General features: G+C 64.6%; 26 protein-coding genes and 1 tRNA gene. 6 read left to right on the top strand and 21 right to left on the bottom strand.

Going from position 1 to position 23,266, the window contains the following annotated elements:
• The first annotated feature begins 30 nt into the window (after window positions 1-30).
• Together MWN34_RS02375 and MWN34_RS02370 are read left to right on the top strand one after the other, a co-directional pair.
• On the top strand, window positions 31-891 hold the full coding sequence (locus MWN34_RS02375; protein ID WP_247026199.1) for a BrxR family helix-turn-helix transcriptional regulator: 861 nt from the start codon (window positions 31-33) through the stop codon (window positions 889-891).
• Window positions 875-3,544, top strand: a complete 2,670-nt coding sequence (locus MWN34_RS02370) for a DUF4357 domain-containing protein (RefSeq protein WP_247026198.1) — start codon at window positions 875-877, stop codon at window positions 3,542-3,544. Before MWN34_RS02375 ends, MWN34_RS02370 begins: the two co-directional genes overlap by 17 nt.
• A gap of 43 nt (window positions 3,545-3,587) precedes the next feature.
• Here the strand turns inward: MWN34_RS02370 and MWN34_RS02365 are convergent, their stop codons facing one another.
• Genes MWN34_RS02365 through MWN34_RS02325 form a run of 10 tightly spaced genes read right to left on the bottom strand, consistent with a single transcriptional unit; the run spans window position 3,588 to window position 13,291 of the window.
• On the bottom strand, window positions 3,588-4,664 hold the full coding sequence (locus MWN34_RS02365) for a DUF2793 domain-containing protein (protein ID WP_247026197.1): 1,077 nt from the start codon (window positions 4,662-4,664) through the stop codon (window positions 3,588-3,590).
• A gap of 8 nt (window positions 4,665-4,672) precedes the next feature.
• Complete coding sequence (locus tag MWN34_RS02360) at window positions 4,673-8,638, bottom strand: baseplate multidomain protein megatron (RefSeq protein ID WP_247026196.1); 3,966 nt, start codon at window positions 8,636-8,638, stop codon at window positions 4,673-4,675.
• Between the two features lie 9 nt (window positions 8,639-8,647).
• Window positions 8,648-9,109, bottom strand: coding sequence for an NlpC/P60 family protein (locus MWN34_RS02355; protein WP_247026195.1), 462 nt, complete (start codon window positions 9,107-9,109; stop codon window positions 8,648-8,650).
• Complete coding sequence (locus MWN34_RS02350; protein WP_247026194.1) at window positions 9,106-9,990, bottom strand: DUF2163 domain-containing protein; 885 nt, start codon at window positions 9,988-9,990, stop codon at window positions 9,106-9,108. Before MWN34_RS02350 ends, MWN34_RS02355 begins: the two co-directional genes overlap by 4 nt.
• Window positions 9,987-10,196 carry a hypothetical protein gene (locus MWN34_RS02345; RefSeq protein WP_113450927.1) on the bottom strand — a complete coding sequence of 70 codons (210 nt, stop codon included), beginning with the start codon at window positions 10,194-10,196 and terminating at the stop codon, window positions 9,987-9,989. Before MWN34_RS02345 ends, MWN34_RS02350 begins: the two co-directional genes overlap by 4 nt.
• Window positions 10,193-10,867, bottom strand: coding sequence for a lysozyme (locus MWN34_RS02340; RefSeq protein ID WP_247026193.1), 675 nt, complete (start codon window positions 10,865-10,867; stop codon window positions 10,193-10,195). The genes MWN34_RS02345 and MWN34_RS02340 overlap by 4 nt, the downstream gene beginning before the upstream one ends.
• A 4-nt stretch (window positions 10,868-10,871) precedes the next feature.
• On the bottom strand, window positions 10,872-11,003 hold the full coding sequence (locus MWN34_RS19555) for a hypothetical protein (protein ID WP_281502831.1): 132 nt from the start codon (window positions 11,001-11,003) through the stop codon (window positions 10,872-10,874).
• Window positions 10,996-11,346: a hypothetical protein gene (locus tag MWN34_RS02335; protein ID WP_247026192.1), complete on the bottom strand. Its 351-nt coding sequence runs from the start codon at window positions 11,344-11,346 to the stop codon at window positions 10,996-10,998. The genes MWN34_RS19555 and MWN34_RS02335 overlap by 8 nt, the downstream gene beginning before the upstream one ends.
• Complete coding sequence (locus MWN34_RS02330; protein WP_247026191.1) at window positions 11,343-11,969, bottom strand: DUF2460 domain-containing protein; 627 nt, start codon at window positions 11,967-11,969, stop codon at window positions 11,343-11,345. Before MWN34_RS02330 ends, MWN34_RS02335 begins: the two co-directional genes overlap by 4 nt.
• Window positions 11,969-13,291: a tape measure protein gene (locus MWN34_RS02325; protein WP_247026190.1), complete on the bottom strand. Its 1,323-nt coding sequence runs from the start codon at window positions 13,289-13,291 to the stop codon at window positions 11,969-11,971. Before MWN34_RS02325 ends, MWN34_RS02330 begins: the two co-directional genes overlap by 1 nt.
• 72 nt (window positions 13,292-13,363) lie before the next feature.
• Between MWN34_RS02325 and MWN34_RS02320 the strand changes: the two genes are divergently transcribed.
• Both MWN34_RS02320 and MWN34_RS02315 read left to right on the top strand, forming a co-directional pair.
• The gene (locus tag MWN34_RS02320; protein WP_063184944.1) at window positions 13,364-13,576 is read left to right on the top strand and encodes an AbrB/MazE/SpoVT family DNA-binding domain-containing protein; all 213 of its coding nucleotides are present in this window, start codon (window positions 13,364-13,366) and stop codon (window positions 13,574-13,576) included.
• Window positions 13,576-13,956, top strand: a complete 381-nt coding sequence (locus MWN34_RS02315; protein ID WP_247026189.1) for a type II toxin-antitoxin system VapC family toxin — start codon at window positions 13,576-13,578, stop codon at window positions 13,954-13,956. The genes MWN34_RS02320 and MWN34_RS02315 overlap by 1 nt, the downstream gene beginning before the upstream one ends.
• Here MWN34_RS02315 and MWN34_RS02310 read toward each other — a convergent pair.
• From MWN34_RS02310 to MWN34_RS02295, 4 genes are all read right to left on the bottom strand, one after another.
• On the bottom strand, window positions 13,946-14,119 hold the full coding sequence (locus tag MWN34_RS02310; RefSeq protein ID WP_425532043.1) for a DUF7697 family protein: 174 nt from the start codon (window positions 14,117-14,119) through the stop codon (window positions 13,946-13,948). The genes MWN34_RS02315 and MWN34_RS02310 overlap by 11 nt on opposite strands.
• Window positions 14,120-14,199: 80 nt before the next feature.
• Window positions 14,200-14,637 (bottom strand): hypothetical protein, encoded by a 438-nt coding sequence (locus MWN34_RS02305; RefSeq protein WP_247026187.1) that lies wholly within the window; start codon window positions 14,635-14,637, stop codon window positions 14,200-14,202.
• Between the two features lies 1 nt (window position 14,638).
• The gene (locus MWN34_RS02300; RefSeq protein ID WP_247026186.1) at window positions 14,639-15,583 is read right to left on the bottom strand and encodes a phage tail tube protein; all 945 of its coding nucleotides are present in this window, start codon (window positions 15,581-15,583) and stop codon (window positions 14,639-14,641) included.
• 23 nt (window positions 15,584-15,606) lie between these two features.
• A complete protein-coding gene (locus MWN34_RS02295) occupies window positions 15,607-16,026 on the bottom strand; it encodes a hypothetical protein (RefSeq protein WP_247026185.1) in 420 nt (139 codons plus the stop codon).
• An 82-nt stretch (window positions 16,027-16,108) separates the two neighbouring features.
• Here MWN34_RS02295 and MWN34_RS02290 point away from each other — a divergent pair, with 82 nt between their 5' ends.
• On the top strand, window positions 16,109-16,807 hold the full coding sequence (locus MWN34_RS02290; RefSeq protein ID WP_247026184.1) for a hypothetical protein: 699 nt from the start codon (window positions 16,109-16,111) through the stop codon (window positions 16,805-16,807).
• A 58-nt stretch (window positions 16,808-16,865) separates the two neighbouring features.
• Here MWN34_RS02290 and MWN34_RS02285 read toward each other — a convergent pair whose 3' ends face one another.
• The 7 genes from MWN34_RS02285 to MWN34_RS02255 form a co-directional block, all read right to left on the bottom strand.
• Complete coding sequence (locus MWN34_RS02285) at window positions 16,866-17,498, bottom strand: DUF6441 family protein (RefSeq protein WP_247026183.1); 633 nt, start codon at window positions 17,496-17,498, stop codon at window positions 16,866-16,868.
• Window positions 17,495-17,806: a head-tail joining protein gene (locus tag MWN34_RS02280; RefSeq protein WP_247026182.1), complete on the bottom strand. Its 312-nt coding sequence runs from the start codon at window positions 17,804-17,806 to the stop codon at window positions 17,495-17,497. The genes MWN34_RS02285 and MWN34_RS02280 overlap by 4 nt, the downstream gene beginning before the upstream one ends.
• The gene (locus MWN34_RS02275) at window positions 17,806-18,348 is read right to left on the bottom strand and encodes a DUF2190 family protein (protein WP_247026181.1); all 543 of its coding nucleotides are present in this window, start codon (window positions 18,346-18,348) and stop codon (window positions 17,806-17,808) included. Before MWN34_RS02275 ends, MWN34_RS02280 begins: the two co-directional genes overlap by 1 nt.
• Entirely contained in the window at window positions 18,341-19,183 is an 843-nt protein-coding gene (locus MWN34_RS02270) for a DUF3883 domain-containing protein (protein ID WP_247026180.1), read from the bottom strand. The genes MWN34_RS02275 and MWN34_RS02270 overlap by 8 nt, the downstream gene beginning before the upstream one ends.
• Window positions 19,184-19,228: 45 nt before the next feature.
• Window positions 19,229-20,413 (bottom strand): three-Cys-motif partner protein TcmP, encoded by a 1,185-nt coding sequence (gene tcmP, locus MWN34_RS02265; RefSeq protein ID WP_247026179.1) that lies wholly within the window; start codon window positions 20,411-20,413, stop codon window positions 19,229-19,231.
• Window positions 20,413-21,180 carry a DUF5131 family protein gene (locus MWN34_RS02260; RefSeq protein WP_247026178.1) on the bottom strand — a complete coding sequence of 256 codons (768 nt, stop codon included), beginning with the start codon at window positions 21,178-21,180 and terminating at the stop codon, window positions 20,413-20,415. The genes tcmP and MWN34_RS02260 overlap by 1 nt, the downstream gene beginning before the upstream one ends.
• 375 nt (window positions 21,181-21,555) lie before the next feature.
• Window positions 21,556-21,645, bottom strand: a tRNA-Ser gene (locus MWN34_RS02255).
• A gap of 372 nt (window positions 21,646-22,017) precedes the next feature.
• Here MWN34_RS02255 and MWN34_RS02250 point away from each other — a divergent pair.
• Entirely contained in the window at window positions 22,018-23,241 is a 1,224-nt protein-coding gene (locus MWN34_RS02250; protein WP_247026177.1) for an efflux RND transporter periplasmic adaptor subunit, read from the top strand.
• Window positions 23,242-23,266: the final 25 nt, after the last annotated feature.

The following is a 23,266-nucleotide window of genomic DNA, read 5'->3' as shown; positions in this document are numbered from 1 at the left end:
CGTGCGCACCAGCCAAGCCGAGAGAGCACGGTGGATAACGACAGGGCGGAACTTCGTTGGGGGGTCGAGCAGCGCCTCGAGTTCATAGAGTTCCGTCTGTTCTGGGAGGGCCATGTGAACCGTAGCGATTTGATGGACCAGTTCGGGGTCTCGGTGAACCAGGCGTCCACCGACCTGAATCGCTATATTGGCTTCGCTCCGGAGAACATGGTCTACGACAAGAGTGCGCGGACCTATGTCCGGGGCCCCGAGTTCAAGCCGCAGTTCCTCGAACCCGACGCCAGCCGCTACCTCGCCCAGTTGCGGTCGGTGGCCGATGGGATCCTTGATCGCGAGGATTCCTGGATCGCCGATCTCCCGCCCTACGCATCCGCTCCGACGCCGGTTCGCGGCGTCAACCCCGCAATGCTCCGGTCGGTCGTCGGTGCCATTCGGCGGGCCGAGGCGATTGAGGTGAAGTACCAGTCCCTTTCAAGCCCGGAGCCCCGGTGGCGGTGGATCGCTCCGCACGCCATCGCGTTTGACGGGTTCCGCTGGCACACCCGCGCGTTCTGCCTGACTGACGAGGCCTTCAAGGATTTCTTGCTCTCCCGGATTCTTGAAATTCGCGGTTCGCGGGAGAGCGGCGTGTCAGCGGACAACGACTGTGACTGGAACTCCGAGGTTACGCTGGAGGTGGGACCGCACCCCGCACTCTCTGAAACACAGGCAAAGGTGATTGCGCTCGACTACGGCATGCGCGGTGGTAAGGCCAGGATCAAAGTCAGGCGCGCGCTCCTGTATTACGCTCTGCGTCGTCTTGGACTCGATACAGACCCGGCCGCCAGGCGGCCCCAGGATCAGCAGATCGTGCTTCTGAATCGAGAGGTCATCGATGCAGATCATCGATAACACCTCTCACCTTCTCGGGGATGACCTGAAGGCTTCAGTCGGTCGGGGTGCGCGTTTACGGATCGCCGCGTCCTGCTTCTCGATCTATGCGTTTGAGGCTCTCAAATCGGAACTCTCGAAGATCGACAGCCTGCAGTTCATTTTCACAGCTCCCACCTTTGTGCCGAACGAGGTCACCGATCGCATGCGTAAGGAGCGTCGCGAGTTCTTCATTCCAAAGGCGCGACGTGAGAGCGGGTTATACGGGACAGAGTTCGAGATTCAGCTCCGTAACAAACTCACCCAGCGAGCTGTGGCGCGCGAGTGCGCCGACTGGATTCGCAAGAAGGCCAAATTCCGCTCGAACACCACCAAGGCCCCGATGCAGCAGTTCCTGCATGTGGCGGGCACTGACGGCGGCATTGCCTACATGCCGATCAGCGGCTTCACGGCAGTCGATCTGGGCTATCAAAAAGGAGATGCTGTCTCGAATTTTGTCACGCGGTTTGACGATCCGAACCACACCCAGATGTACCTTCAGTTGTTCGATCAAATCTGGTCGGATGCAGAGAAGGTAAAGGATGTCACGGCCGCAATCTGCGAACATATTGAGTCCGTCTATCAGGAAAACTCGCCAGAGCGCATCTACTTCATGATGCTCTACAACATCTTTCAGGACTTCTTGGAAGAGGTTGATGAGGACGTTCTGCCGAACGATCTCACTGGCTACCGCGACAGCGTGGTCTGGAACAAGCTCTTCAACTACCAGAAGGACGCGGCCACCGGCATCATCAACAAGCTGGAGACCTATAACGGCTGCATCCTTGCCGATAGCGTCGGTCTTGGTAAGACGTTCACAGCGTTGGCCGTCATCAAATATTACGAACTGCGCAACCGCTCCGTTCTGGTGCTGTGCCCAAAGAAGCTCGCGGACAACTGGCGAAACTACAATACCAACCTGACCACCAATATCTTCGCCAAGGACAGGTTCAACTACGATGTCCTATGCCACACTGACCTGTCTCGCACGACCGGCGAGTCGTTCGGCATCCCACTTAACCGTGTGAACTGGGGTAATTACGACCTGGTCGTCATCGACGAATCCCATAATTTCCGGAACAACGACGTCTACAAGGATCGAGAAACGCGCTACCAGAAACTGATGAACAAGGTCATCCGCGCTGGTGTGAAGACCAAGGTTCTGATGCTTTCCGCAACTCCGGTGAACAATCGCTTCATCGATCTGCGAAACCAGCTCGCGTTGGCCTATGAGGGGCACTCAGAGGCCCTTAGCAAAAATCTGAAAACAGAGACCAGCGTCGAAGAGATTTTCCGTCGCGCCCAAAAAGCATTCAACGAGTGGTCTTCTTTGCCACCCGATGAACGGACGGCGGCCTCAATTTTGAAGGCGCTGGACTTCGATTTCTTTGAGCTGCTTGACGCCGTGACTATCGCTCGGTCACGCAAGCATATCGAGACCTTCTATGACACGAAGGACATCGGCAAGTTCCCGGAGCGCCGGAAGCCGCTCTCGTTCCATTGCCCCATCACCCAACGCCCCGACGTCATGGGGCTGGACGACATATTCACGAGACTGTCGGTGCTGAAGCTCGCGGTCTATGCGCCTATCAGCTACATCTTGCAAAGCCGCCTGCGTAAATACGAGGAGCTCTACGACACGCAAGTTGAAGGCGGAGGGGGTAAGCTGCGCCAGGCTGATCGTGAGCGCAGCCTGCAGGCGCTCATGACGACGAACCTGCTGAAGCGCCTCGAAAGCTCCGTCGCAGCGTTCCGGCTTACCCTGCGATCGCTGGGTGAGAATATCTCTCGCACCCTTGACGCCATCGACGAGTTCGAGAGAACCGGGCGCGCCGGGAGCGTGAGCGACTACCTTGCGGAAGCGAGCGATTTTGACCCGGAAGATGATGATCTTTCCGGCCTGGACGAGTTCACGGTCGGAAAGAAGGTGCAGATCAGCCTAACCGATATGGATCTGCCGTCATGGAAGCATGACCTGGCTGCGGACCTTGCTCTCATCGAGGAACTGATCGCTTCGATGGAAAAGGTGACCCCGGCCGATGATGCCAAGCTCCAGCATCTGCTTGCGCTGATCCGACAGAAGATCGACGAGCCGCTCACGCGGACACCCTCCGACGACGCTGGCAAGCTGCCGTTGCCCGACCGCGCGGCGATGGATGAGTTTGTGGATCAGACGAAAACCCTGGTAGGCGCACTGGGCTGGGATCTGTTTCGCGAAGTCCGCGGACGAACACCCGATCAGATACTGGAACGGGATCTGCCAAAGGCTGAGACCCACGAAAGCCCTCGCTTCTATTTCCGGGGCGAAGGATTCGCAGCAGAGATGGAGATCGGACCCTCGGGGGACTTCGTGGTTACAGCCGGATCGAGGGCGAGGGGCCGGACGACACGAACGATACCAAGAGGCACAGTCACCCTCAGAAACACGCTGGTCGAGAAGGGTGTTCTTCGAGAAGAAGGCGATTTTCTCATTTTCACAAGCGCATACAGCTTCACGTCTGCCTCGGCTGCGGCTGCGGCGGTTATCGGCGCGAGCGCCAACGGTCGAATTCTCTGGAAGCTTCCGGATGGACGCACCTACGCGGACTGGGAGGCAAACCAGGATGCGGCGGGCGGCTCGTGCAGCCAACTTTGACTGTTATAGGTGCTCAGGGACCAGCCATCAGTTTTGCTGACATTTAACCCACCTTCGCGCCCCAGAAGGACGTGTGGTCGGCGGCGAAATACCCGTCGGCCACACGAAAGGTGCCCTGCAGCTCGACCGTGTCGCCTTGTGCGAGCGACACCATGGTCTGCAGCCAGAGCGCCGTCGCCTCGGAAGCGTGCGCCCCGGATATCTCGCCGAATGACCCACGGATTTCGGCCGAGCCGTTCAGCACGAGTCGCCCGCGCATGCGCGCCGTGGTGCTGGAATTGACCTTGTAGAGCAGCGTGGCGCCGAGGAGGTAGGTGCCGGCGACCGGAGCGACGAAACGGTTGTTGCCTGCGTCGAAGGCGCTCTGGTCGTTGTAGTCGGTGTTGTTGATCGCGATCTTCGTCCAGGTGTCGACGGCAACATAGTTGTCGTAGTTGGTATATCCCTTGAAGCGCGGCAGCCGGGGCTGGTCGACGATGCCGGTGGCGTTGTCGACGATCAGCCCGTCGAAGAAGGCGCTGCCGTCGGCGGAGACCGCCAGCCGGAACCTGTCCGAACCGAACAGGCCCATCAGCGCCTTGGTGACATAGGCGGTCTGGAAGGTGAGCCCGAGGTCGCGACCGGCGGCCTCCTTGTTCATGGTATAGAAGAGATCGCCGGTGCCTCCTTCGGCGACGGTCCTGCCGGTCCAGAGCGCGGCATTGAGCTTCGCCGAGAACGGATTGGCCGCATCGGCGGTCGTTCCGAGACCGAGCAGCACCATGTTCTGTAGCTCGACGGGCGTCGTGACGATCCAGACGGAGCCATCATAGACCAGCAGCAACCCCTCGTCCTCCACCCATGCCCGCCAGCCGGTCCGCGGCGGAAGGCGAAGCCAGGTGCCGTCGGTCCAGAGCGCGACGTTCAAATCCCACCCTGTCCAGGCCCCGGTTGCGCCTGACGCCACGATGCAGCGGTCACCGTCGGCGGGGCTGCCGGGCGGCGCCGTCAGATCCCGATCGAGGACGGAGAGCTGGACGAGTCCGTCGAGCAGCCGCAGCGCCTCGTTGTGGGTGACATGCTTCTGTGCCTGCGCCGCCAGGATGTAGGGCAGGAGCAGATGGGTGGTGGCATCGGACATGGGCGTTCTCAGAATGTCAGTGTGACGGTCTTGGGCATGCCCCGCCCGATCAGGGCGGAGAGCTGGAAGATGCGGACGGTCAGCGTGTCGCCAGACCCGAGCGGTGCGCCCCAGTCGGCGGACTGCTGGGCGGTGGTGTAGACCACGCTGGTGCTGGCGGCGGCCAAGGTTCGCTTGACGGCCGGGCCATCGAGGATCTCGACCTCGTAGGCTTCGACCTCCTCGGCGAGCGGTACCTCGCCGGTGCCCCAATTGTCGGCCGAGAGGGATCGCGAACGGCGGGTCCAGCGGATCGTCAGATCACCCGGTGTGCGTGGCTTTCGCCATGGCTGCTCGACATGAGCGACCGAGAACGGCCGGAGCCCCACGCCCTCGGGCGTGAAGGTGGTGGCAAGATAGGTCTCGTCGCTGGCCGGACGGCTTGCCGGGCCGATGCGCCAGTTCCAGGGAAGCCCGAGATCGGCCTCGGCGATCGGCAGCGAGGCAATGCTCTCGTCCAGCACCACGACCCGCGCCCCGGCTGGGACCGGATTGCCCATGGCGCCTTCCGTACCGCGCTGGCCGCGCAGGAGCCGGGTCAGACGATAGCGCCCCGGTGCGATCAGTTCGGCCGCCCCCGCCTGCACGATTTCCCAGATGCCTGGTGCGCTCTCGACGGCGAGTGCATTGCCGCCGCCGAACAGCGCCAGATCCGTGACGCTCTCCAGCGTGCCCGAAAGCAGATCGATCACCAGCACGTTGCCGAGATCGAAGCGTGAGGTCGGCCCCGACCAGAAATCCGAAACCAGGACGCCGATCCGCGCCCGACCGCCGAAGGTGGTCAGCAGCTCGAAGCCATCGGACGAGCCGCTGCGGAACACCGCCATCTCCCCGGGCCATGGAACGGCATGGGCTGCGACGAAGGGACGATGCGCCGGCTGATCCTCGGTCAGTTGCGGCAGGTCCATCAATGTCGCGTCAGGGGCTCCGAACACGACCGGGCGCGTCAGTGAAGCCGCACGCGGATCGCCGGGCGGCAGATCGTAGGTCGCGCGGTCCTGGCGGATTGCCTCCACTCCGCGCGCTTCGGCATCCGCGACGGAGACGAGACGGAACTCGATCTCCCGCCCGTCATGTGCGAGCCGGACCACGTCGGCGGGATCGAGCGCCAGCCGCGAGGGCGGAAGGCGGAAGGCCGCGCTCTCGCGGCCAGTCCAGGCTTCGAGCAGCGCGCGGCGGCAGCGGCGTTCCGCCTCTTCCGGCGGAACCGCCATCGGGAAACTCTCCGATGTGATCCGCGCCGTGTCGACGGTGATGCGCCGCGCCTCGACGAGCGCGGCGTCGTAATCCTCGTCGGCGCGGGCCAGCTGCCACTTCAGCGCCTGCGGCAGTTCGGTCTCCTGGCCCCGCGTCAGTTCCAGCACGTCACCCTCGCGGGTGGAAACCAGATCCTCGGGCGCGATGGTGATGATGGACGCCCGGCCGCGCATCATGAAGCGGATCACACCCTCGGTCTCCACCGCGTCGAAGCCGAAATGCCGCGACAGTGTGGTGATCGAGGCGCGCGGACTTTCCAGCGCGCCGATCGCGTATCCCTCGACCGCGCCCCAGAGCCCGGTGACATCGATCCGGTCCTCGGGCATCCCCGCGCGCAGGCAGAGGTGCCGCACGAGGGCCGCCAGCGAGACCGCCCCGAGGCGGCCGGTCAGCCAGTGCCCGAGCCGCCAGTTCGGACCATCGGTCCAGACGTCGGTCAGTTCCGGGAAGAACGGATAGGGGCGTGCGTCCCAGGTCCAGGCAGCGCATTCCGGGACATGGACCATCCGGCCGCCATAGATGGCGGAGACCGGGTTGTTGGCGGCCTCGCCCCACCAGAGATAGCTCGCCTCGAGATAGGCGCGCTGGATCGCATCGTCGCGCCAGCCCCGCGAGAAATACGGCGTGAAGCTTTCGGAGGACTTCGGATCGAAGAAGACGTTCGGCTGGTTGGTGCCCCGGTCGATGGCCGGGCAGCCGAGTTCGGTGAACCGGATCGGCTTCGACTGCGGCGCCCATGGCGTCGACGTCGCGCTCTCCACCCCGCCCGGGCGGTTGTAATGCGGGTTCGACCACCAGGCGCGCAGGTCCTTGTAGCGGAAGACCCACGGCTTGGCGTGGGCGCCATCGGTGATCGGCGTGCGGACCTGCGCCGACCGATCGGCGGCGCTGGCGTAGAACCAGTCGAAGCCTTCGCCGCCCGCGATGTTCGCCTGCAGATAGGCCCGGTCATAGATCGCAGGCCAGCCTGCGGCAACGTCGGCATGCTCGAACCCGTCCCGCCAGTCCGACAGCGGCATATAGTTGTCGATGCCGATGAAATCGATCTCCGGATCGGCCCAGAGCGGATCGAGGTGGAAGAACACGTCGCCGCCGTCGTCGCCCGGCTGATGCCCGAAATATTCCGACCAGTCGGCGGCGTAGCCGATCTTCGTGCCAGCCCCGAGAATGGACCGGACATCGGCGGCCAAGTCCCGATAGGCATGCACGGCCGGATAGGTGGATGCGCCCGAGCGGATGGTGGTGAGCCCCGGCATCTCGGTGCCGATCAGGAAGGCGTCGACCCCGCCTGCGGCCGCACAGAGAAGGGCATAGTGCAGTACCATGCGGCGAAGGCCCCAGTCGCCGGGTGGGCCGGTCCAGATGACCGATTGGTTCGAGACGCTGAAATTCGCAGGCGTGGCCGTGCCGAAGAGCGCCGAAACCTGCGCTGCTGCGGCGGCGGTCTTGTCGACCGATCCCGCATAACCCGCTGCGGGGGAACAGGTGATCCGTCCCCGCCAGGGGAATGCGGGCTGACCCGTCTCGGCAGCATTGTCGGAATACGGGTTCGGCAGCGCGTTGCCGGGCGGGACGTCCATCAGGATGAAGGGATAGAAGGTGACGCGCAGCCCGCGCGCCTTCATCTCCTGGATCGCCTGCATGACGGCGAAGTCGGACGGCGTGCCGCCATAGACCGGCCGATCCTGATCGTCGCGGCTGACGAGGAACGCATTGGCGCGGCTGACGCCATTGACCGACCAGGACAGCGGCGTGGTCGACTTGGCGGACACCTCGACGCCCGGCCGCACCTTGCAGGATTCCGCGCGCAGATCGTCGCCGAACCAGGCGACGACGAGGCTGACGCTCTCGACCGCAGGGGCCATGGCCTGAAGCCGGTCGAGTGCAACCACCATGTCGGTGGCGTCCGGTAGGGCGTTCAGGTTCTCGGGTTGTGTTGCGCCGCCTGCGGATTTGCGGATGGCCTGCGTGGCATAGGTGAACTCGCCCGATGCCGGGATCACCGTGACCGCGCGGGTCAGTCCTTCGGCGGTGTCGGGATCGGCGAGTGGCCGGAACACCTCGAAGGAGAGCTGCGGCAGGCGATTGCCGTAGCTGGAGAGCGGCAGTTCCTCGAAGACGACATAGGCCATGCCACGATAGGCGGGCGTGTTCGCCCCTCCCATCTTCGCCGCGATGAAGGGATCGGCAGTCTGCACCTCGTCGCCCGGATACCAGCACCAGGTGACCCCGGAGAGGTCCATCGGCTTGCCGTCGGCCCAGATGCGACCGATGCCGGTGATCGGCCCCTCGCAGAGCGCGACCGCGAAGCTCGCATAGTAGAGATATTCCGTGGTCCTGACCTTGCCGCCGCCACCACTCTTGCCGCCGCCTTGCGTGGTGGTCCTGGTCTCCTCGCGGAAATCGGTCGCCCAGATGATGTTGCCGCCCATGCGCATGCGGCCATAGAGGCGCGGGATGACGGCGCCCTCCGTCGAGGAGGTGATGCGCAGCGTGTCGAGACGCGCGCCCTCGATACGCTGGGTGGGCGCGAGCGACGAGATGATCCAGCTGTCGACGACCGAACCGATGCTGGAGCCGATGAAGCCGCCGATGGTGGCGGCGCTGACACCGAGGATCGCACCGCCGATGCTGCCGCCGATGGCGGCGCCGGCGACGCCGAGAACGAGGGTGGCCATGGCAGATGCTCAGCGTTGCGGGAACAGGAAGGCGAAGGCGATGCGCCGCTGCCAGACGGAGGTGAGCGGCTCCTCGATCACGCCGAGCCGCTCGTAGGCGTGGAGGAAGATGCCGGGCCCGGTGAGGATCCCGACATGCTTGGCGATGGCGCGGGGCTTCATCCGGAAGAGGACCAGCGCGCCGGGTTCGGTCGCCGCAGGTTCCACTTCGATCATCATGCGCCTTGCGCCCTCGGCCAGCACCTCGCGTGGTCCGGTCTCACCCCAATCGCGGCTGTAGGGCGGGATGGGGAATGGCTCGGGGCCGACGAGCTCGCGCCAGAGCCCGCGGGCGAGGCCGAGGCAGTCGCAGCCCACGCCGCGCAGGCTCGCCTGATCGTGGTAGGGCGTGCCGAGCCAGGATCGCGCCGCCGCGATCACCCTGTTCGGCTCGGCCCCGCGCGGAGCGCGTTCTTCCGGTAGGCTCGTCACAGCACGCTCCCGTCGTGCCCGCCGTCCTTCGTCGCGTAACGGAGAATGGCATCCTGGCCGGGGATATGCGGGAAGCCCCGGAAGTTGGCGACATTGGCGAACTTCACGCCACAGGTCTCCATGCGCTTGTCGCAGCCCGCGCGAACGACGAAACCGTCACCCCCGGCGATGGACCGCACCGGCGCTTCGAGCAGCGTCAGCACGGCGATGCCGTCGGTCAGGTCATGCGCGACGATCTCTGCACGCCGACCGGCATTGGCGCCGCTGGTCCATCCGACCGTGCCGAAGGTGAACCAGCCCGCGGCAAAGTCGCCGAGGCCGGAAGCCGTGAACGTCCGGTCACGCAGCAGGTCGATGACGGAACCCGTTCCCCTGAAGGCCGATGCGTCCAGATCGATATTGCAACGTCCGTCACCGAGCGCCGCATCGCAGGTCGCCTGGAAGGTCCGCCCGACCGTCTGTCCGAGGACATGCGCGAGCGAACGGACCTCTGCCACGAAGGCGAGTCGTCCTCGCCGGATCTGGCCGATGGCCCCGCGGCGCATCAGCACGCGCTGCCCCGGATCGCTCCAGTTCACCCGCCAGACATCAACCTCTGCATTGTCCCAGCGACCGTCGAGGATGTCGGTCTCGGTGATCCGGTCGGAGGTCAGCACGCCCTCGGCGTCCTGCGCGTCGACGGAGAGATCGGATCCCGAGCGGACCTCCGATGCCGTCAATCCGCTCTCTGGCTCGAAGTCGGTGCCGTCGAAGGCGAGCGTCCGGTCGTGGTCGGTGAAGCCGAGACTCACGCCATCGGCGCGCACGATCCGCCAGCACCAGGCGAGCGTCGTCGTGCCTTCGTCGAGATGGGCCTGAAATGCGGGCGAGAGGGACTTCACTTCCGCCCCCAGCCGCGCAGGAGCGCCACGGAAGCCAGAAGCGAAGACACCACGCCGCCGCCCGCGCCGGTCAGGGCGTAGAGGTTGAAGGGCCGGATATCGAGGGTGCCGGTGGCCAGATCGAAATCCGCCAGCCCGGCCATAGCGAGGCCGGATGCGGCAAGACAGGCCAGGTAGACGAGGCCGCGGGCAAGGTTCCAGTTCATGGACGTCCTCCGATCAGGGTGGCGAGGAATGCAGTGAGGCGAGACAGCAGCGTGGGTGCAACTGGCAGGGTCGGGGTCGGCGTGGGGGCAGCGGCCGCCGGAACAGGCGTCGCATCCGGTCGCAGCAGCGCAAGTGCCTCGTCCTCGGTCAGCCGTCGGATGGGTCGCGAGAAATCGACCCGGCCATTGCGGTCGACCGCCCAGACCGGGATGGTCCCGGTGGGGTAACGGCCATGGCGGAAGAGGTCACGCTCGGCCTCGCGCCGGGGGCGGATCGCGACGGGTTTGAGCCAGCCCATGAAGGCCTCGGCCGCCGCCACGCGGTTGCCGGTGTTCAGATGCCTCGTCAGCGCGGCTCGCGCGATGCCACCGGTGTTGTAGTGGAAGCTGACCAGCGCATCGAATTCGTGCGGCTTGAGCGGCACGGTCACGGCCCGTCGCACCGCTGCCTCGTAGGCAACCAGATCGGTCCGGAATACCTTGAACGCCTCACGGATGCCGGCATCGAAATCGGCGGGCATGCCACGAGGCATCCGAGCCGGATCGGGAGGCCCGGCTTCGGCGGTGTGGCCGATGCCGAAGGTCCAGACCTGTTTCACATCGAGATAGGTTCCGGGCACGATGCCTTCGTGCCGGACGAGGGCCAGCAGGCCCCGATCGGTCGTGTGCATGGGATCACCCCAGAAGCGAGAGGGTCAGAATGAGAGCTGCGACGGCGATGCCGATGCGCAGGCGGTGGGCGAAAGCCTGACGCGGGGCGATGGGGTCGCAGCGAATGAAGCGCGCGAGGCGGAGCAGCTCATGCATCGCCGTCGCCTTTCTTCTCCCCGCGCAGCCGGGCGAGGACGAGCTCGATGAAGGCGGGGCCGAAGACGCCGACGAGATAGGCCGCCGAACCTGCTGCGCCCCCGGCTGGGATCGCCTCGGGCGGCAGGCCCAGCCAGCTGGTGATGAGCGCCATGGAAAGGCTGCCCATCCCTGCCGCGATCAACCCGCCGAGCAGGATGTGCCGCAGCGCGTCGCGCAGGCGCATCCTCGTGGTCAGTGCGTTGGTCGCCCCGCCGAGCGCGCCCCAGGCGGCCAGGATCACCGCCGTCGATGTTGCGAGCTCCTTCAGCACCGCGGCGAGGAACCCGGTCTCGTCGTTCATCTGCGGATCTCCAGCAGCGGGATGGAAGTGATCGAGCCAAGGCGTTCGAGATCGAGGGTGACGTCGAGCGCATCGGTGTCGAAGCGGACCGGCACGTCGAACGCGAAGCCCGCCGTGATGGCGACGCCTGCACCGGGTGCGGAGCCGAAGGTGACGAGGCCGGTCGTGGTATCGACCGACCAGCCCGACATCTGTTCGACGCCCGCGAGCGCGACACGCACGCTACCGGTGACCGGCTTGGCGATGCTGCGTGTCCAGGACTGCGCGCCGGAGGCGTAGCGCTTCGCGAGCTGGAATTGCGTTGTCGTGCCGTCGCCGGTGCCGATCTGCTGGTCGGTTGCGCTCGGTGCCTGCGACGGCAGGCAGGACTTGAAGTCGGCCCAGTCCTTGAAGCGGAAGCCGTGAAGGCGGCCGTTTCGCGCCTCGAAGAAGGCGACCACTGCCGCGAGATCGTCGGCACGACGGATGCCATAGGCCACGTCATAGCGGCGGCGCGAGTTCGCCCAGCTGGCGTTGCGTTCCTCGTCGCCCGAGGCCAGTTCCACGATCTGGGTGCGCCGCTCCGGTCCGCCGCGCGCACCACGGCTGATGTCGTCCGGGAAACGGACCTCGTGGAAAGCCATTACATCCCCCTCCGCCCCAGCGAAACGGCTCGGGCGATGTCCGCCGCGATCTGCGTGCGGGACTGCCGGAAGCTCTCGGCATCGCGGGCATTGATCGTGACGTTGACGGTCTGCGCGGCGGTGGCGCCGTAACCCGCTGCCTCTCGCCGCGAGAGGAAGGCCATCAGCCGCAGCCAGATCGCCTCGATATCGGCGCGCAGGGCGCGGAAGTCGTCCACGAAAGAGCCGAGCGTGGCCTTGATCCCGTCCCAGACGGCGCGCGCCACGTTGCCCATCAGCTCGAGTGCCGAGCCGAAACCGCCCGCGCCCTTCACGAGCTGGCCGAACCAGTAGATCAGCTCGCCTGCGCCGACGATCAGCGCGCCGATCCCGGTGCGGATGATGGCGCCGCGCAGCAGCGTCAGCGCACCCGACAGGCTGAAGGTCACGACACGGGCGGCAACGAACGCCGCGACCCAGCGCCCGGCCATGAAGGCCGCGAAGGCGATGCCGATGGCTGCGAGCCTCTCCAGATTGTCGGCCAGCAGGATCAGCCCCTCGGCCACCGTCGAGGAGGCGCCCGCCATCTGATCCCAGGTCCCGACCAGTTGCAGGGCGGCGTTGCCGATCAGCGTGAAGGCATCGCCGATGGTCGCCGGCATGCTGTCGGCTTCCTCGCGCAGCAGTTCGAGATTGCCGATCAGCGCCGTGCGGATGACATCGCCGGTGATCGCCCCCTGCTGACCGAGGGTGCGCAGGCCCGAGACCGTGGTACCGAGTTCGGACGCGAGCAGTTCCGCAAGCCGCCCGCCGCTCTGGATCACGGTATTGAGGTTGTCTCCGCTGAGCGTGCCGAGGGCCATGGCCTTCGAGAGCGCGTTCTGCACTGAAGCCGCACGCTCGGCCCGCGCGCCCGAGACGACCATGGCGTTGTTCAGCGCCTCGGTGAAATAGAGGCTTTCCGCCATCGTCAGCCCCAGCTCGCGCAGGGCCGTGGCATTGGCGAGCCAGGACTCCGTGGTCTGCCCGAGGCTCGAATAGGTCCGGCGCGCCATCGAGGCGAGCCGGTCCATGACGGCCGCGCCTGCTTCCTGCGAGCCGGTGGCGAGATCGACACGCGAGCGGAGGTCGGTCCACTGGTCGGCATAGGCGATGAGCTGGCGCGTGCTGATCGCCGCGCCGAGGACACCCATGACCCGGCGCACCACGGCTCCGGTGATGTCCGCCTGCCGCTCGATCCGCTTGAAACTGTTCTCGCCTGCGTCGCCGATCCCCTGGAATTCGGCCTTCACCTGCCGGCCGCCCTCGGCGACGAGGCGGACGGAGACTCGTTTCTGGCTCATCTGTCGGGGAGTCCTTGAAAACGGCGAGCGTTTGTCTTACGTTTTTTGCATCGATAAACCGAAGGTAGGAACATGTCCGAGACCGCCACCCTGTCCTCGAAGTTCCAGATCTCGATCCCCAAGGCGATCCGCGCGGCCCAGCACTGGGAAGCCGGGCTGACCTTCGCTTTCATCCCCAAGGGAACCGGCGTGCTGCTCGTGCCGGTGCCGAAGCGCGAGGCGCTGGCCGGGATCGCGAAAGGTGCGTCCGCGACCGATTACCGGGACCGGTCGGATCGCGTCTGATGCGTCTCGTCGACACGTCCGCCTGGATCGAATGGCTGATCGGTTCGCCGACCGGCGAGGCAGTGACTGCGCATCTGCCCGAGCAATCCGACTGGCTGGTGCCGACCATGGTGCAGCTCGAACTGGCGAAATGGCTCGCCCGCGAGGTGGGTGAGGACAAGGCCGATCAGGTGATCGCCTTCACGCAGCTCTGCCACGTCGTACCGCTCGACACCGAAGTCGCTCTGGCGGCGGCCGAGGCCTGCCGTGTGCACAAGCTCGCGACCGCCGACGCCATCGTCTTCGCCACCGCCCGCGCGCAGGACGCCACGCTGATCACCTGCGATGCGCATTTCGACGGGCTGCCGGGCGTGACGCTGATCGAGAAGATCAAGCCCTGAAATCCGGCCTTTCGTCGCGGGCCATCTGCTCGTTGAGTTTGCGGACCATCACCGCCTCGATCTCTGGCAGGCATTCGGCGGCGATCAGCGGATCGACCCCGAGCGCCCGCGCCATCGCGAGCGCGGCCGTCATGTCCCAGCCGAGCACTATGGTCCCGCCCATGCCGGCCGCGACGCGAAGCTGCCCGGTCAGGCGCAGCGCCAGATCCCAGACCTGCCAGCCTTCCGGCGTCAGCGGGTAGTTCAGCCGCGCCGGGCAGTTCGGGCACGGGCCCGCGCAGGCTTCGCAGTAGCTTTCGCCCCCGCCGAGGTGCCAGTCTGCGAGGGCGCGGAGGCGTTTTTTTCCGCGTCCAACATCAGGTGCGGCGCGAGGCAGCGGGTCTGGAAGGCCTCGAACACCGGCCAGATGTTCAGAAGCGCGTCGATCCCTTCCGGTGTGACGGGAACTGGATCGCCGTCGGCATCGCCGACACCTTCCCAGCCGGTGACCACGCGGCGGGCGACCGCCTTCGCCATGATCAGTGCCTGCTCCTCCTTGCTCGTCCCTTCGGGCAGCGTCTCGACAACTGGGTCGTTGCGTGCGGCGACCATGATCGCGGTGGTGACGGGCAGAATGTGCAGGCGCAGGCCGTGGCCCAGATCGAGCCATTTCGGTTCGCTGGAAAGGTCGAGACGGATCATGTCAGTAGCTTTCGATATCGTTGACGAGAACGGCGGTGCACATCCGTCCCAGCGCGGCGTCGCGGGCGGCCTGCCAGTCGAAGCTGGCCTGCACGCCCTGCGGTCCGGAAATCTCGATCCGCGGGCGCGGCAGATAGACGGCGTGGACGGTGAAGGTGAAGCTCTGGCCCGAGGTCAGGCCGTAGGCGAACTCCAGTTCGCAGGGGGTACCGCTGATCGCCTGGCTGACGAGCGTGCTGTCGGCGAAACGCACCTCGGTGCGGCCGGTGAGCGCGGCGATCGAGGGATCGGCGCCGTCGATCATGCCGTCGGCACGGATGGTCTCGATCCGGTCGAGGTTGTTGGCATAGGTGATTTCGGTCGAGATCACGTTGCCCAGGGCGGTGCCGTTGCGTTTGATCGCGCCGTTGAAATGCCCGAAACGGATCAGGTCGAGCTCCGTCGGTGTTCCCGCACCGCTGGTGGTAGCAACCGTCTCGCCCTGCGCCACCAGCCGTGCCGTGGCGGTGAGCAGGCCGGATCGCTGCATCTGCCAGCTAAGCTGGTCCAGCACCACGCCGGAATACATGGCGTAGCGCGGCACCTCGGGCATGGCGGTCTCGATCGCCATGCTGGGCAGCGTCCAGTTGCCGGACTGGAACGTATGGGTATATGGACCGGGAGAGCTTCCGGTGGTGGTGGGCGCGCCGAAGGCCGCCTTCAGCCAGAAGCCGAAGGCCTCGGCATCGATCGGCACCACCACATCGCCATCGGCGGTCACCGCGTCCTTGATGGGCGCAAGAGGATCGCGGCCGTAGCCCAGAAGCTCCGAGTTCAGGAGCGGCTGTTCCGCCCCGAGCGTGGCGCTGGCAAAGGGCATCCTCGTATAGCCGCTGCCGGGCGGCGTGCCATAGGTCGTCTCGAACGCGAGCGCCATCCGCGCCCGCGCCCCTTGGGCGCGTGCCATGTCGGTCTCCTTGTAGAAGGGGTTCAGCCGAGCGGATCGGCCGTGGAATAATGCAGCACCACCGGAATGACGGCCGCCTTCAGGCTGGCCGCGCCGTCCACCGGCAGATCGACGGGCTGCGGGGCTTCCGCCTCGACCCAGTCGCAGAGACCACCGAGCGTGCGGTCGGCGGCGAGCGCCGCGCCGATACTGGTGCAGAGCGTGTCGAAACCCGTGTCCCGGCTCGCGCCCTGCACTACGGCTTCGATCTCGGCACGGTGCTGGTAGTGATAGCGCAAGGGCGAGAGCGTCACCTCGGGCTCGCCGGGTTCTCCGTCGCGCAGGATCAGCAACCCGGCTGCCGGCACACGTTCCGGCAGGACCTCGCCGCGGAGGGCGGCGGCGGGCAGCGCCGAAAGCCGCGTGTGCAGCGCGGCGAGGATGGCTTCACGGTGGGTGGGCATCTCGAACCGTCTTCTCTATGTGGCGCAGTGAGTTAGTTCCGATTACCTTGCCAAGTATGGGAGCTGCGGGAGGCGGAATCACATGCGAAAGATCAGTCCGGATGGTGTTTGGAACGATTTTGCTGCGCAGCTTGACGAGCAATTCGCGTATTACCAAAAATCGTGGAACACTCTCGCGGGAGCAGACGACAGAAAGATCGCGACCGAAAACTACGTACTGACCATCGGCGTTATGTTTGAGGGATATGTAAACGATCTAATTTTCGCATATGCCAACAGAGACTGCTCGAAAGTCATGGAGCACCTTGAGAACAGCCTTCGCGCTTGCTTGCACGCATCACCCAAAGCAGAAGCCGCATTTAATAAGTTTGGGGATTTCCAGCATAGAGATCATCTCACGAAGGCTGAACTCAAAGAAATTCTCGATCCGGAAGGCCGGAACACGTCCTTTCCCGACTTTGGAGCAATCGAAGACCGGGCTCAGCAATGGCTCGTGGCGGCACACGCACAGCGGTTCACAAATATGAACGCCCAGCAACGGGCGGTCGTAAACGCCGCGATAGCAGCGAGAAATAATCTTGCGCACCGTAGTAAGTCTTCTCTAGACAGGCTGAACGTGGCATTCGACGCCGGTGCCCTTTTTCCGACTGGGCTCAAGCGGAACGTTAATCTCATCCAGCAAGCCGGACACTATCTTAAGGCTCGCCCAAACAACGGGGACTCGCGGGCGACGATTCTGGGGCAACTTCTTAGAAATGCGTCCGAGGTTCTGGTTCATTGAACAACGGCTGGGCTGGAGCACGCACGAGCCAATATCCCAAGCGGCAATCTTCCACACTTTATCGTAACTGCACTTCTACCCAGTTCGCCACGATCAGCCCCGGCACCGCATCGCGCACCCGCTCGGCATCCCGCGCGAGGTCCAGCCGCTTCGGCAGTCTCACCTGCGGGACCAGCAGGAAGATCGGCACGGTGGTCAGTCCCCGGCCAGTCTTCGACCGCGATGCCACGGCACGGCCCTTCTTGTTCAGTCGCCCCTCGGCGACCAGCAGGCTCGGACCCGTCCGGCGATAGACGAAGCGCAGGCGCAGGCCGGTGCGACGTTCCCATTCACCGGGGGTGATCCGTCCGCCGCGCAGGGACTTGCCCGCCGCAGGCGTCGGGATCGCCAGCCAGAACCCGTTCTTCGAGCGGATCAGCGGGCCGGTATCGTGCGCGCCGACGATCACCGGCGCCTTCGACCAGACCAGCGCTGCCGCATTGAGGCTGGTCCTGCCTTTCGGGAACTGCTCCGACCGGATGGTGCGGGCAAGCCGTGCCCCGAGACCCGCGCCGGTGATCTGCGCGCGCCAGGCGGTCTTGAGGCCGGTCCCGGCATCGCGCATCGCCGTGGTGACGGCCTTCTCCCCGGCCTTCACTTCCCCTTCTATCAAGCGGACGATATCGCCGACGATGCCGATGCCAAGTTTCATGCGGGCCTCAGATCGAGCGTCCATACGAGCCGTTCGCGGTCGCGGACGGGTTCACCCTGAATGAGGAAGGCGTCGCCGCTGATCTCGATGCGATCGCCGGGACGCGGGTTGGGAACCTCGCCCACGCGGAGATCGATCCGCGTTGCTTCCGACCAGAGCCGCGCATCACCGAAGTCCGTGATCGCATCGGCCCGTCGGGGGACGACGCGCACCGGAACGGGCGCACCGCCATCGGCGATGTAGACTGCGGCCCGCCCAATGTTCGGATCGGCGAAGAGCGCGTCGACGGCGGCGGCGAAAGCACTCATCAGAAGCTCGCGTTCAGGCGCACCCTGCCGATGGTGTCGCCCGCGCCGCTCGCCACCGCCTCGACGGCCACACCGATCAACGTGTTGTCGGTCGAGACGGTCGTGGTGCGCTTGTTGGTATCGTCCCAATAGACTTTCGCGCCGACGGTCCAGGCCTGGCTGCCGACCTTCGTCAGGTCGAAGACGCCAACGAGCGCGGTCTCGACGGGTTCGCCACTGGCCGCGGTGCCCGCGCCCACGCCGAAGATGGAGCCGACGAGCAGGCCCTCGCCGGAGACGACGGCATAGGGCGCGGTCAGAGTGATGGTATTCGCCCGTCCACCGCCAACGCTCCAGCGTGCGGTGGGAAATGTTCCAGCGAGCTGCCAGCTCGATCTGCGACAGGTGCCTGAGCGCCATCTGAACCTCCTTCGGGTTTGTTCGAAAACCTGCGGGGGTGAAGATCGCAGAGGGGCTGGTAGGGCTTCGGAAGGGCAGCGGTAGGGGAAACGGTAGGCGCCCCGGAAATGCGAAAGGCCGCCCTTCCGGACGGCCTTACTCATGAAATCCAATGGCTTGGATCAGACCTCGATCCAGCAGTTCCCTTCCGATTGTCGGATGAACTTCTGCCAGTCGTCTCGCCCGCTGAACGCTTTCGACAGGCTGTTCGTCTTGTCCGAGAACCCGGCCTCCGCGAGTGTCACGGTGACACGCAGCACTGGTTTCCCCGCCCAGTAGGCGTCGAACAGCTGCTCGAGGAGCTTGCGATGCTTGTCGCCGCGAAATTCGAACGTCTCGTCTCTGAGCCAGGCGAGACAGCCCATCCGGTGCAAAGCTCTCGATATCATAACCTGCGCCGTCACCATCCTCTTCCGACACCCAGCGTACCTTCCGCGCCAGATCCTCCCGCCCCACGGCCTGAAGCGAAGCCCGCTCATGCGCCAGCACACGTTCTTCGCCTGCGCGACCGAGAGCGCGGTTGCGCTCGTCTCGGCCCGCAACATCGAATTTGCGGGCGATGTGCAGCATCTGCTCGAGCTCTTGCGGCGGTGGCTGGTTGGACAGCGTGGGCGGTGGGCCGATCCAGAGCTGCGCGGCCTCCTGTAGACCGGTGACCGGACGCAGGCCCGGCATCCGGCCGAGCCAGTCGGGATGGAACGCGAGCCAGCGCGCCACCGCATCGACCAGCGTCATCTGGAAATTAAACGCTGGCTTGTAGCCGGGGATCCAGTCCTCGCCGAGCCCCTTCAGCACCGCACTGATGTTCTGGTGTTTGAACTCGATCGACGTGCGTGTGCGGTCGATCCGTTCCTGAAGCTGCCGGTTGTGCTCAGCCTTATTGTAGGGGCGCCCAGCGATGTCGTCGGCCAGCATCGCGAAGTAATCCGCGACGATCAAGTCGTTCTCTTCATCCGTCCAGGGCCCGTTCGACATTGCGCCAGGCTAGAGGGAAGAAGTCGGCCTGTCATCAGCAGCTTCTGATGCCGCGGGATAGAGCTTTGTGTCGGCTTGGGGCTTGCGCTTCCCCTGCGGCAGATCGAAACGCAAAAAGCCCGCCTTGTGCTGGCCCACAGCGATATCCTTGACGTGGGTCCCGCGTACAGGAACCTGCTCCATGACGAGAGGCGCAGCGCTCTCGAACGCGATGCCTGGTTGTGATCGCACCAGCCCGAGCAGCGTTTCGGTCGCCCAACCCATGTTTGCTGCGCAACCGACACCATCGCGTTGGGCCTCGAATTCAATGATCTGTTCCTCTGAGAACAGTGACGGTTGGCCGCTCTCGGTTATCTTGATGTTCTGCCTTGTACGAATGGCTTCCTTTTCGACGAGTGCCTGCACATCACGAAAAACCGAAACTCCGTGCGAATTGTGCGTGCCAAGGATCAGCCGCATCTTGATGCGGTCTTCCCGAGGCTTACGGATCATGATGTCGGGCAGATGCGTGGCAGCACCCGCTTCCTTCATCTTGCCCTTGAAGAGCCTGAGAACCTTCTCCTCGTTGGAAATGTCGGGAAGAGCCTCGAAGGCCGGCCGCCAGGCCGGGTCAGCAAGGAAGCGCCCGACCGACGTCGCAACACCATCCCATCCCGCATGACGGTTCACATGCTCCGACATGAAGTTGAACAGAACCTCACCACGCAGATCCTTCAAAAACGAGAAGATCGGGCGGCTATCGACATTCCATCCGGTTGGGTCGATGAATGTGAACGTGAAGCTGTCTCTAACGTCGCTGCAAGCTGCCTGAATACCTGCAAGGTTGTCCTCGAACGCGCCTGAGAACACCTTGATATCGAAATCAGTTTTGCTTTCAGCAAATGCTTGGAGCTTGGCGAGAGACTCGGGGTTCTTCTCGCAAAACCGGAAACGGACCCTGAGATTCGAGTGGCCGAGATTCGTGAGGATACCGCGGACATTTTCGAGCGTTGTCAGCGCGAGAGCAAACGACGTATCTGACAGGGATTCGGAGTCCGAATTCCGCCAAGGACCGGCGAAAGCATCGACAAAATTGAAGACGGGCGAACGTCCCTGAAAAAGCTTATAGGCCGCATTCTCCAGATACTTCTGCAAGAATAGGTGTTTGATAAATGACTGTTCGCGGCCCTGGTAATGGTTGATGTTAAGCTGCATTAAACGCTCTCGGGTTGCAGAGCGTCAAGAATCGGTTTGGGGACTATCTGCCAAGGGAACCCGTTCCATTCCTCGCCATCGAGCAGTCTGCCGCCTGACTTCGGCCGGGCACCGCCCCATTGCTTGAAGAAGAAAGCCACGTCGTCGCGATCGCAGATGTCACGGAGCCGTCGTGCCCAGTCGGCCTGCATCGGTCGGGCACCAGGACCGCTTTCGCCACCGACGATTGCCCAAGCGACGCCGCGCAGGTCTACCTCCTCAATCCGCCCCAACAGAGGCTCGAACGAAATGAAGCGCGCCTCTGAGTTGACTCCCTTCAGATGCTCGACACGGCTGGTATGTGCAGCATCCTCCACCGAGACGCCAAGCCAGATATGACGTGGTACCGGACCACCTGAATAGCGCGCTCGGACATAGTTGCGCATGAGCGAGCTGCGCTTGGTCAGCACCTGATAGACGTGCCAGTCCGCACGCTCCATGGCGTCGAACACTTGGTCGATGAAGGTGCGGTCTATGTTTTTATGGAAGAGATCACTCATCGAATTGACGAAGATCATGCGAGGCTTCTTCCACAGGAAGGGCTGCTCTAGCCGGGAGGGCCAGAGCTTCAGGTCAAAGCCCTGTTCGTAGGGGTGGCCGGCAATGCCACGCCAGCGTTCCGCGAAGCGCTCTGCGTAGCAGTTGTCGCAACCCGGACCGACCTTGGTACAGCCGGTGACCGGATTCCATGTCGCGTCCGTCCACTCGATCTCGGATTTCTGTGCCATGCCTCATACCCTTTTGTGGATAACTCTAAGCGATTGTGGCAAATGAGGGAATCCTATTTCGGCCGCCTTCTGCATACTTGCCCGCGCCGCTGCGCGAGACCACGCCGCCTGCGGGTGTCTCCGATCCGCCGCCTACCGGATGTCTCCACTTCAACTTCGCCGAGGCTGGTTTTTGTTAAGATGCTGGTATGGCGCCATTTTCTGAACCCGACCTACTGTGCGGGCAGGGCGCTCGAAGAGAGACGCTGGCGGTTCAGAGACCAATATCAGCCGCGGCGCCAGTCTCCGCAGGGCGGGCCCAGCCGCCAAACCCCTTTGAGATAAAAAGAAAAAAGCCCCGCTTGGGGGCCTCGTGGCAGGTTTGCAACTTGAAGGTGGCGGAGGGAGCGGGATTCGAACCCGCGATACGGTTTCCCGTATACACACTTTCCAGGCGTGCGCCTTCAACCACTCGGCCACCCCTCCATGGCACCCAAGGCGCCGTCCTTCGGGAGGCGGCTTGGCGCTTCCGGTCCGGAGAGCCGCGAGATATAACGAAAGCGGTAGCTCTGGCAAGTCAGCATCGCGCACGATGCCGAACTATACCCAGCCCCGCATCTCCGCCGGTGCTCCGGCCTTCCGCAAAGGTCGCCGGCAGCCGAGGAAAATGGGTCGATAGGTCGGAGATAGCCGAGGATCCCGAAACGGCTCGACAATGCCCCCGCGCGCTTTCATGCCGCCCTCATCGTTTGGTGGTTTTCACGCACCGGCAAACACTTTACCAATGGTGTCGGCGGACGGTCCACCATGCGCGGCCCTCGGTGCGGCTGGGTGGAGGCGGGTTTCGGGAGGGGCGAAATGCGGCGTGATCACCGGGCGCGATCTCGGACGCGGCGCGTCTGGGCGGCAATCGCGCTGGCGGGAACCGGGCTTTGGCTCTCCGGCTGCGAGGAGAAGAACACCTATGTGCCACCTCCGCCCGCCAGGGTGACGGTTGCCGCTCCGCTCCAGCAATCCATCGTCCCGGCCCTGGCCTTTACCGGCAACACCGCGGCCATCAATGCGGTGGACCTCGTCGCCCGGGTCGAAGGCTTTCTCACCGCGATCGACTACACCGACGGCGCGCTGGTGAAGAAAGGCGACCGGCTTTTCCTGATTCAGCAGAACACCTACATCGCCAATCTCGATGCGGCCAAAGCCTCGCTGACCTCGGCGCAGGCCCAGCAGGTCAATGCCGCCGGCGAATACAACCGGCAGGCGACGCTTGGCAAACAGGACTTCTCCTCCCAGGCCAATGTCGACAAGGCCAAGGCCAACCTCGACATGGCCAATGCCGGTGTCCAGTCGGCCGAGGCGAACCTCGAGATCGCCAACATCAATCTCGGCTACACCACGGTTAGCGCGCCGTTCGACGGCATCGTCACCCGGCATCTGGTCGATGTGGGCGAATTGGTCGGCCATGGTGCCCCCACCACGCTCGCCAGCATCGTCCAGGTCGATCCGATCTACGTTTATTTCACGGTGAGCGAGCAGCAGGTGCTGCGCATCAAGGAGGCACTGGCGAAGGGCGGCCAGACGCTCAGCGACATTGGAGCGGTACCGGTCTTCATCGGGCTGCAGACCGAGGAGGGCTACCCTCACGAGGGTCGGCTGGATTACATCTCGCCGGAGGTCGATCCCTCGACGGGCACGCTGCAGGTGCGGGCGCTGCTAAAAAACGCGGACCACGCCTTGATGCCCGGCCTGTTCGTGCGGGTGAAGGTGCCGACCCGGCCAGTCCCCGATGTGCTCCTGGTGCCGGACATTGCCATCGGCCGGGCTCAGCAGGGCAGCTACGTGCTCACCGTCAATGTCGACAATGTGGTCGAGCAGAAGATCATCTCGACCGGCGACCTTCAGGGCGGCTACCGGGTAGTGCGCTCGGGCCTCGCCCCGAGCGACAGGGTGATCGTGACCGGCATCCAGCGCGCCGCCCCGGGCGCGAAGGTCGATCCGCAACCGGCCGGTCCCGACGATCTGCCGGCACCACCGGGAAGACCCGCGGCGCAGCCCCCGGCACCGGCGACCTCACCCGCACCCTGAGGCCGGCGGACGATCCGCCCCGTGC

The organism is Ancylobacter crimeensis (genome assembly GCF_023016805.1).
Lineage (GTDB): Bacteria > Pseudomonadota > Alphaproteobacteria > Rhizobiales > Xanthobacteraceae > Ancylobacter > Ancylobacter crimeensis.
This window is presented reverse-complemented; position numbering and strand designations above follow the sequence as displayed.